Below are 8851 nucleotides of genomic sequence, written 5' to 3'. Positions count from 1 at the left end.
AGTCGGGCGGCAATCTTTCGGTGGCCGCCACGAATGGAGCGGTCAATATCGTTTCGACCGATCTCGCTCGCAAGACGGATGACGGCTATACCAGGACATCCGGCACCGATCAGCAGGCCTCACAGCTGTTTGCGGGCGGCAACATCGCGATCAATGCCAATACCGGCATTCTGATCTCGGGCTCGGATCTGACCGCCAAGGGTGATGTCGGTCTGACCTCGAACGGCGACATCAACGTTACCACCTCGCAGAACCAGTCGAACTCTATCTTCGGCAAAAACTCCTCGTCCGAGCTCACGCATAATGGCTCGACCATTACGGCCGGTGGCGATCTGGTCGCGAAGTCTAACAGCGACATCAACGTTATCGGCTCAACGATGGATGCCGACGGAAAGCTTGGCTTGCAGGCCGGTAAGAACGTCACCATCGCCGAGGCGACCGATAGCGCCACCCTCGACGTCAAGAGCTCCAGCAAGAAGAGTGGATTCTTCGGTTCGACGAAGGAGAATGCTTCCGGTCACCTGGAGACCACGACAGCGGCTGGCTCGTCACTTTCCGGCAAGGACGGTGTGACGATCATATCCGGCGGCGACACCACGATCTCCGCCTCCAAGGTAACGGCGGGTGACGCCACCCACACTGCCGATCTTGGTGTCCAGACCGGCGGAAATCTGATCGTCACCGCCGGCAAGGATACCGAGACCGAGCATGACAGCGCCAAGCGCAAGGGATTCCTGCGCAGCGGCAGCGCGAGCTATGACGGCTATAACGAGACGACGGTCGGCTCTCAGCTTTCGGCCTCCGGCGACGTCAATCTCGATGCCGGCAAGGCGGCGGCCATCGTTGGCTCGAAGATCAATGCCGATGGCTCGCTGAACGTCTCCGGCGAGAGCGTCTCGATCATCGGCGCACAGGAGAACCATCAATCCGACAGCCAGCGCAAGGATTCCGGCCTCTTCGTCGGCTCCGGCGGCGGCTTCATCTCGCTCTACGGCAAGAACGAAAAGCAGGGGCGGCAATCCTCGACGGACAATATCGGCTCGACACTATCGGCCGGTCAGGACGTCAACCTGACGGCCCGAGCCACCGATCTCAACATCATGGGCTCGTCGGTCAGCGCCGATCGTGACATCAACCTGTCGGCGGCTCGTGACGTCAACGTCACGCCCGGCGCCGAGAGCTCGTCACAGTCCGAACAGCGGAAGAAGTCCGGCTTCGGTCTCGCTCTTTCCGCCGGCAATGGCGGCGTCTCGATCGGCATCGGCGCGCAGTCGACCAAGGACAGCAAGGCGCGGCAGTCCGACACCAATGCCATGTCGACGCTCTCGGCTGGCCGTGATCTCAACATCTCGGCCGGTCACGACGTCAACCTGCAGGCGACCAGCGCTTCGGCCGAGCGCGATGTTAATCTGTTCGCCGGCAACGACATCAATCTCCTCTCCGCCAATGACGTCACCAACTACCAGGAGGCGCACGAGAAGAGCTTTGCCGGCGTCACCATCTCGGTGACGAGCCAGGTCGGCAAGGCGGCCGACAGCATCATGAACTCGGCCGAGCGCCTGTCGGACAGTGGTGGCGTCAATGCGGTCACCAACACCGCGATCGCCGGTCTAGGCTTCTATCAGGCCTACAAGGACCTAAAGGGCGTTTCCGACAATCTCGCCGACGGTAAGGGGCTTTCCTTCAACATCGGTCTCAACGCCGGTGTCAGTCATCAGGAGAACGACTGGTCCGCCGCGTCGTCCACGCCTGCCGTGACGGACATTCGTGCCGGACACGCAATCGCCATGGCGGCTGGCGGCGGCTCCATCACCAGCACCGGCGCGCGGATCCTCGCCGGTTACGACAGCAACGGCATCCCGACAACACCAGGCGATCCGCTGACCGGCGATATCTTCCTGTCGGCTGCGAATGGCGACATCAACCTCAATGCCGCGACCGGCACGTCGGATTCGACCAGTTCGAACAAATCCTGGAGCGCCGGCGTCGGCGTCAACTTCGGCTGCTCCACCGCATCGAGCAATTGCAGCTCGACCGTCGGCGTCAGCGGCTCCTACGGCAAGGGCGGCAGCACGACCAGCGGTCTCACCCACACCAACACCCATGTCGACGGCGCCGGCGATGTCACCATCCTGACCAACGATCTCAATCTCAAGGGCGCCACCGTCACCGGCCGTTCGATTGCCGCCGACGTCAGGAACCTGACGATCGAAAGCCTGCTCGACACGCAGAAGGCCAAGGCCAGCCAGACGAACGTCTCCGCCCAGATCGGCTTTGGAAACACAGGTATCTCCGGCGCCGTCCAGAAAGCCAAGGGCGACGCGGCGCTTGTCGCCGAACAATCGGGCATTCATGCGGGCACCGGCGGGCTCGACATCGTGGTCGGGGGCCAGACCGCACTGATCGGCGGTCTGATCACCAGCCAGGCCAGTTCCGAAAACAACAGCTTCGCCACCGGCACGCTGACATCGAGCGACATCGACACGCATTCGCGCTGGAAGGCCGAGACCTATGGCGGCGGGATCGGCACTGGTGGGCTGACCATCGCTCCTCCCGTTAAGGCCGGCGAGAACGAGACCGGCCAGGCGCTGTCGGCCATCGGCGGCAACATCCCGATCACCATCACCGATCCGGCGCATCAGACGCAGGACATCGGCACGATCCGCCGCGATACCGAGAACACCAACACCTCGCTGCCCGGCCTGCCGGATCTCGAACATATCCTGCGCGATCAGTACAAGACCCAGGCCGATCTGCAGGAAGCGCAGAAGACCATGGCGGGGCTGGTCGGCGATATCGCGACCAATCTGTACAAGAACGCCGGCACGCAGGCGGAGCGTGATTTCTGGGACGAGGGCGGCCAGGGCCGGGCTCTGCTGCATGCGATCGGCGGCGGACTTCTGGGTGGCGTCAACGGCTGGGAGGGCGCGATCAAGGGTGCCGCCGGCGGCGCGACCTCGACATTGCTCGCCCCCGCCATCTCAAGCCTCGTCCAGGGCATGCTCAAGGACAGTACCCTGTCGCCCGACGACAGGCAGACGCTCGCAACCCTGATCGGCGCGAGCCTCAGCGCCGCCGCGGGAGCTGCCGCCGGCGGCGGCGAAGGCGCCGCATATGGCGCGGCGGAGTATCAAAATAATTACCTCAATCACGATGAGCAGATGGCCCGGGAGAAGGCCAAGCAGAGGCTTGCCAAATGTCTGGAAGGCAAGGACACCTGCACCAGTGAGCAGGTCGCCACGCTGCGGGAGCAGATCGGCTATTGGGACCAACTCGACACGCAGCGCGACACGGTTCTGAAAGAGACCTGCAACGCCAACCGCACAAGCGCTGCCTGCGTCGCCGCCATTACCGACGCATTGAAGGCTGTCGAATATCTGCGTGATCCGGCCAGCATTACAAATCCGTCCTCGTTCGCGCCCGGCGGTTACGCGAATATGGAAATGCGGCTGGTCAACGGCCGGTTCGGCGGCTTGTCGAACCAGGAGCTCGCCGCCGCCGTCTATGCCGAGCGGCTCCAGACCATCGACTTGCTGACGAAATATCCCGACTCCGTCCGCGCCGCTCTCAACGGGTTCGTCAACCAGTCCATCGCCAACGCCGCCATCGCCGTTCTCTCCCAGGCGCTGGCTGAAAAGTTCGGAAGGGGGAAAACTGCCAGCGCAGGAGACGATCTCTCCACGCAGAACAAGGCAGCCGATGCAACACAGGCTGAAACAATAAATAGGACACCAACCTATCGGATTGGTGACTCAGATGGCGGTCCGGGTGCGTGGGCTCGTGCGAATGAAAGTATGTCTGATGCGCAACGTGCCTATCAACAAAAAGTCACAGGTGCGCCGAACGGAACTATGTACAATGTGGCTGATCCCAATGTTTCATCTGGACGTACTAGTTTCGATGGATATAACCCTCAGACTGATACATTGATTGATGCGAAATGCTGGACGTGTTGGCCGAATAACAGTTTGGGTTTCTCTAACCAGTCGGTTGTGGACCAAGCTTTTAGGCAGCAGCGGATCGCACAACAAACTGGTCGAACTGTTGAGTGGCATGTTCCAGACCAAGCTGCGGCCACTCGTGTGCAAAATGCTTTCGCTGCGGCGCCCCAGAGCCAACGGATTGATCCGAATGTGGTTCGCATTGTTGTTACTCCTCCGTAGGAACCAGATGTATGCAAGATGCCTTGGTTTTTAGCGCCGCCTGGAAAAGCAGGTCGATGACTGCACAGGAGGTGGTCGACGTGATGCGTGATTTCCTTACTGGACTTGAGCGGATTTCCCCGTGGGAGCGACCCTTTGACGTTTCAGGGAAATCGAAGCGGCAGTTCCATATGCCAATAGCCGAAGATTTGTCTGATTTTGATAAGGTGGTATTGCAAGCTTTAGACGACAAAGAGGTCCGTTTTTTTAGCGAATCCGAGCCAGAAACGATGCGTATTCGGCGTGATTCAAAAACTGTTTTTGGAATGCACGCATTATTCAGTGACTATCCGCGCAAGAAGGTTAAGAAATCTTTGGTTACCGTGAATATAGGAATGGGTTCTTCCGATGGGTCTTGCAACAGTGGTGTGGATATCCGAGTTCCATTTTATACCCCATACATCGAAGAAAATGGGCTATGGGCAATGTCAGAGGAGTTCGAACAGCCGGAAGCTGTCTTCGATTATTTGGTCGAATTTTTTGACCCCTATTTTTGCTCGGTGTACTCATCGGCTTTCAATTCTGAGGTGACTGAATGGGGGGTTGATATCAACAGTCCAATTGGCTGGCGCTCGTATGTACGCAGCCCCAAAGTTGTCGCGACTTTGGCAGGCGACTCTCGGGTGTCCGGATATCGCGAGGGTATATTGATTGAGATTGGCGATACTCCACTAGTGTTCAAGGACAATCAAGCTCGAAAAGTGGCACTCTCGTCAGCTATTGAAGTGCGTGACAAATTGAGAGCGGCGGGGGCAACCGACTGGATGACGGCCTAGACCCAACGACCGTCATTCCCTCCTAATCCAAAATCCAATTCCATCTACCGCCATTAAAAGGGCTCTGCAGCATGACCATAACCAACGATTGTCAGCATCGGCATCCACGCCGGCGTCAGCGCTCGTGGCGAGCCCTTATCGACAGCACGGCCCTTGCCGGACTGCTGTTTGCTGCCGCCTCGCCGACGTGGGCCGCACCTTTGCCCGGTGGCGCCGGATCCTTGGTCGAATCCTATCAGGACTGGATCGTCGCCTGCCAGTCCCAGAACAACGCCGTCCAGTGCGTCATGCGCCAGACCCAGAACAGCAACGACACTGGTCAGCATCTTCTGACGGTCGAGGTCTCCAACACGTCCGACGGCAAGCTGCAGGCGTCGTTGCTGCTGCCGTTCGGCCTGGCGCTGGCGAAGGGCGCCTCCGCCGCCATCGACGATGCGCCGGCCGGAAGCCCGGTTGCCTTCACCACCTGCCTTCCGCAGGGTTGCCTTGCATCGATCACCTTCGATGCCGCCCGGGCAGCGAAGCTCAAGACCGGAACCAACCTCAATCTTACTGCGGCGGCGCTCTCGCCGTCCCAGCCGGTATCGTTGAAGGTTTCCCCGAAGGGCTTCGCCAGCGCACTCGCCCGCGTTGGCGTGCTGACCAAATGAAGGGGTGACGACTGAGGGAGAGACGGGCTGACATGAGGATGGAGGAGGAAAGGCGATGCAGATCAAGCGAGCTGTTGAGCGCGTGCCAGGTGGGTTGATGTTGGTCCCGCTGTTGCTGGGAGCGCTATGCAAGACATTCGCGCCCGGCACGGGCGCCTATTTCGGGTCGTTTACCAATGGCATGATCACCGGCACGGTTCCCATCCTCGCGGTCTGGTTCTTCTGCATGGGGGCAACGATCAATTTGCGGGCAACTGGCACGGTGCTGCGCAAATCCGGTACGTTGCTCGCCACCAAAATGCTGGTGGCATGGCTGGTGACGCTTGTCGCCATGCGGTTCATTCCGGAGGGCGGCATGACCACCGGTTTGCTGGCGGGCCTGTCCGTGCTGGCATTGACGACCGCCATGGATATGACCAATGCCGGTCTTTATGCGGCGTTGATGCAGCAATATGGCACGAGGGAGGAGGCTGCGGCCTATGTGCTGATGTCGGTCGAATCCGGTCCGCTGATGAGCATGCTGATTCTCGGCGCGACCGGTGTGGCTGTGTTTGAGCCGCACCTGTTTGTCGGTGCCGTCCTGCCGTTTCTGGCCGGTTTTCTGCTCGGCAATCTTGACCCTGAGCTGCGGACGTTTTTCGGCCGCTGCACGGCTGCGCTCATTCCCTTCTTCGGCTTCTCGCTCGGCAATAGCCTGGATCTGCACGTGATCCTGACCGCGGGCGTGGCAGGCCTGCTGCTTAGCGCCTTCGTCATTGTGGTCACGGGCATCCCCCTGATGATCGCCGATGTTGTCATCGGGCGCGGCAATGGCATTGCCGGATTGGCGGCGTCCAGCACGGCCGGCGCGGCCGTGGCCAATCCGCTTCTGATCGGCGAAATGATCCCGCGCTTCAAGCCCATCGTCCCCGCGGCGACGGTGCTGGTGGCGACCGCCTGCCTGGTAACCGCCATCGTCGTTCCGATCCTCACCGCGATGTGGGCGAAATACATCGGCGCGAAGACGCAGCCGCCGGACCCTGACATGATCGAGGTCGGTCACGAGGTGTGATTGGACAAAAGCCGGGACTGTGGGGCTTTGGAGGCTTGGATGATGATAAGGAACTGTGAGCCGACGTATATTCTTGATGGCCGCTCTCTGGCGGCTTTCTTCATCGCCGCAAGCACCGACGCGCGATCGTCGACATTCGTCGGCTGATTTGTCAATCAGAAAAAAGATGGTTTGTAACCCCCTGTGAGTCAGGCTCATCATGAGCTGGTGTTAATGGCCCGATCTTGGAGCTGACATATCATTTTAATATCGCAGACGACGGTTGAAATATTGGACGCTACCTCTTGCGTAAGGCTATGATAACGGCATCAGCTTTCGTTCTGTAAACTTGGATATTGATATGGTCCCAGAAGACTTCTGTTACACTACCGGCAGCAAGCATTATCGCGGGCTGCTTTTAAAGCCTGAAGGGATAGAGGCGAAGGCTGCTATTGTATTGCTGCCCGATTGGCGGGGGCAAAGCGCGCTCGCTCGCAACCATGCGCACCATCTCGTCGGAATAGGCTGCACGGTCGTCATAGCCGATCTATATGGCGACGGTTTCAACCCGACGCTTCCCGAACAGGTCGGGCCGATGGTGAAGCATTTGATCGACCATCGCAATAATGGTGTCGATGCACTTGCGGCATGTGTTGATCGGTTGCGTCGCGAGCTTCATCCGACGCTGCCGTTACTCTGTCTCGGGTACAGCGCGGGAGGAATGATCGCTTTGGATTATGGTCGCAGCGGAGCCGGGGTTGCCGGGATTATTCTATGTTCCGCCCTGCTGAAAACCGCTGCGGAAGGGATGGGGACTCGCCTCCGTTCGCCTCTCCTGATCTTGCAGGGCACCCAAGATCAGGTTTCTCCTATGGGCACGATTGCCGCTTTGATTGAGGAAATGGACAGGGCAGGAAATGATGTTCGCCTCGAGCTTTACACACAAACCCACCACGCCTTCGACAACCCTGATGCGGGCACCGATCCGTCTGCTCGCCTCGTCTATTCTCCGATATATGCGAGGCGCGCGCGCGTGGCAATTGAGACTTTTCTCGACGAGGTGATCGGATCGTCGCGGCGGGGGCAATAGCTCGCTTCTTCAGAGCACTCACAGGCGATCGTACACGAATGGACCACCGCTCCTTATCTGCCGCCATCGTCCTAGAATCCGAGCCGGACGACTCTGCACCGCAAGCGGCATGTAGGCAACGGCAAAAGGCCACGGTGGCACATCATCGACCGCCGCGAGCTTTCGATACGCCACACCACGCATCGGGATGTTTCGGCCGATGCCGGCAGGGACCAGCGTGGCCCCGAAACCGGCTGCGACAAGCGCGAGTGTCATCAGCAGCTCGTTGACCTCCTGAACGACAACAGGCGTCACGTTCTGCGATGCGAACATCCCCATGATGCGGGCGTGCAGGGTCGGCCCTTGTGCTTGCGGAAACAGAATAAGCCCGTCAGCCAACAACGAAAGCGGTACTTCGTCTTTGTCCGGCGCAATCTTTTCCGGTAGCGCGGCGATGATCGGCTCCGTGGATACGTCTTCCACGCGAAGCCGCTGCGGAATTTCGAACGGCGGCGAGACGACGCCAATATCTATCAACCCTTCGGTCAGCGCGCCAATCTGGTCGTTGGTAGCCATTTGCTCGAGACGCAGAGGGATGCCTTCTTCTCGCGCCGCCCGGATCAGTTCGGGGAGCGGTCCCCATAGCGATGGCGATGTCATCCCTATTGTCACCGGATCAGATTTTTGGGCCATTGCATGGGCGAGCATCCTGGCACGTGCTGCGGCTGCCACAGTGGCGCGGGCTTCCGGGAGGAAAGCGCGACCGGCGTCTGTGAGCGTAGCACCCTTACGCCCCCGGTCGAACAAGGTCACGCCAAGTTCTCGTTCAAGCCTCTGGATGGATTGCGATAGCGGGGGTTGTGTCATTCCCAGCTTGGCTGCGGCGCGCCCGAAGTGCTGTTCCTCCGCCAATGCAACTATGTGCCTGAACTGATTCAGTTCCATATCAAACTCATAATATTACCGCCTATCAGAATATTATATCCGAATGGCCAGCTAGGCTACAATGGTGAGTGCGCGAACTTTTCCCTTGCTATCCATATTTAAGGTCCCGCACGCTGTTATCGGGCCGCTACAGGCAGGTCGTCCGGCCGATCCGTATAGTGCTCCAATACTCAGAGTGG

Annotated in this window: 6 protein-coding genes; 5 read left to right on the top strand and 1 reads right to left on the bottom strand. The window is 59.4% G+C overall.

The genetic code is table 11. From position 1 onward, the window contains the following. The 5 genes from ACPYOP_RS32095 to ACPYOP_RS32075 form a co-directional block, all read left to right on the top strand. A partial coding sequence (locus tag ACPYOP_RS32095; RefSeq protein ID WP_481414248.1) for a hemagglutinin repeat-containing protein occupies positions 1-4163 on the top strand: 4163 nt, incomplete at its 5' end. Between the two features lie 11 nt (positions 4164-4174). Next, positions 4175-4978: a hypothetical protein gene (locus tag ACPYOP_RS32090; RefSeq protein ID WP_481414247.1), complete on the top strand. Its 804-nt coding sequence runs from the start codon at positions 4175-4177 to the stop codon at positions 4976-4978. 71 nt (positions 4979-5049) lie between these two features. Next, the gene (locus ACPYOP_RS32085; RefSeq protein ID WP_481414246.1) at positions 5050-5628 is read left to right on the top strand and encodes an invasion associated locus B family protein; all 579 of its coding nucleotides are present in this window, start codon (positions 5050-5052) and stop codon (positions 5626-5628) included. Positions 5629-5683: 55 nt separating this feature from the next. Then, positions 5684-6679, top strand: a complete 996-nt coding sequence (gene kdgT, locus ACPYOP_RS32080) for a 2-keto-3-deoxygluconate transporter (protein WP_481414245.1) — start codon at positions 5684-5686, stop codon at positions 6677-6679. A gap of 340 nt (positions 6680-7019) precedes the next feature. After that, on the top strand, positions 7020-7748 hold the full coding sequence (locus tag ACPYOP_RS32075; RefSeq protein ID WP_481414244.1) for a dienelactone hydrolase family protein: 729 nt from the start codon (positions 7020-7022) through the stop codon (positions 7746-7748). 18 nt (positions 7749-7766) lie between these two features. Here ACPYOP_RS32075 and ACPYOP_RS32070 read toward each other — a convergent pair whose 3' ends face one another. Then, the gene (locus ACPYOP_RS32070) at positions 7767-8672 is read right to left on the bottom strand and encodes a LysR family transcriptional regulator (protein WP_481414243.1); all 906 of its coding nucleotides are present in this window, start codon (positions 8670-8672) and stop codon (positions 7767-7769) included. Positions 8673-8851 lie beyond the last annotated feature (179 nt).

The organism is Rhizobium sp. KNZ2-6A, from assembly GCF_056755475.1.
Note: the sequence above shows the minus strand (reverse complement) of the source record. Positions and strands in the feature narration are given on the sequence as shown.

What these genes read in the sequence shown, in the direction of transcription:
- kdgT (WP_481414245.1), top strand. Translation starts at nt 5,684, where the DNA reads ATGCAGATCAAGCGAGCTGTTGAGCGCGTGCCAGGTGGGTTGATGTTG.
- ACPYOP_RS32085 (WP_481414246.1), top strand. Translation starts at nt 5,050, where the DNA reads ATGACCATAACCAACGATTGTCAGCATCGGCATCCACGCCGGCGTCAG.
- ACPYOP_RS32090 (WP_481414247.1), top strand. Translation starts at nt 4,175, where the DNA reads ATGCAAGATGCCTTGGTTTTTAGCGCCGCCTGGAAAAGCAGGTCGATG.
- ACPYOP_RS32075 (WP_481414244.1), top strand. Translation starts at nt 7,020, where the DNA reads ATGGTCCCAGAAGACTTCTGTTACACTACCGGCAGCAAGCATTATCGC.
- ACPYOP_RS32070 (WP_481414243.1), bottom strand. Translation starts at nt 8,672, where the DNA reads ATGGAACTGAATCAGTTCAGGCACATAGTTGCATTGGCGGAGGAACAG.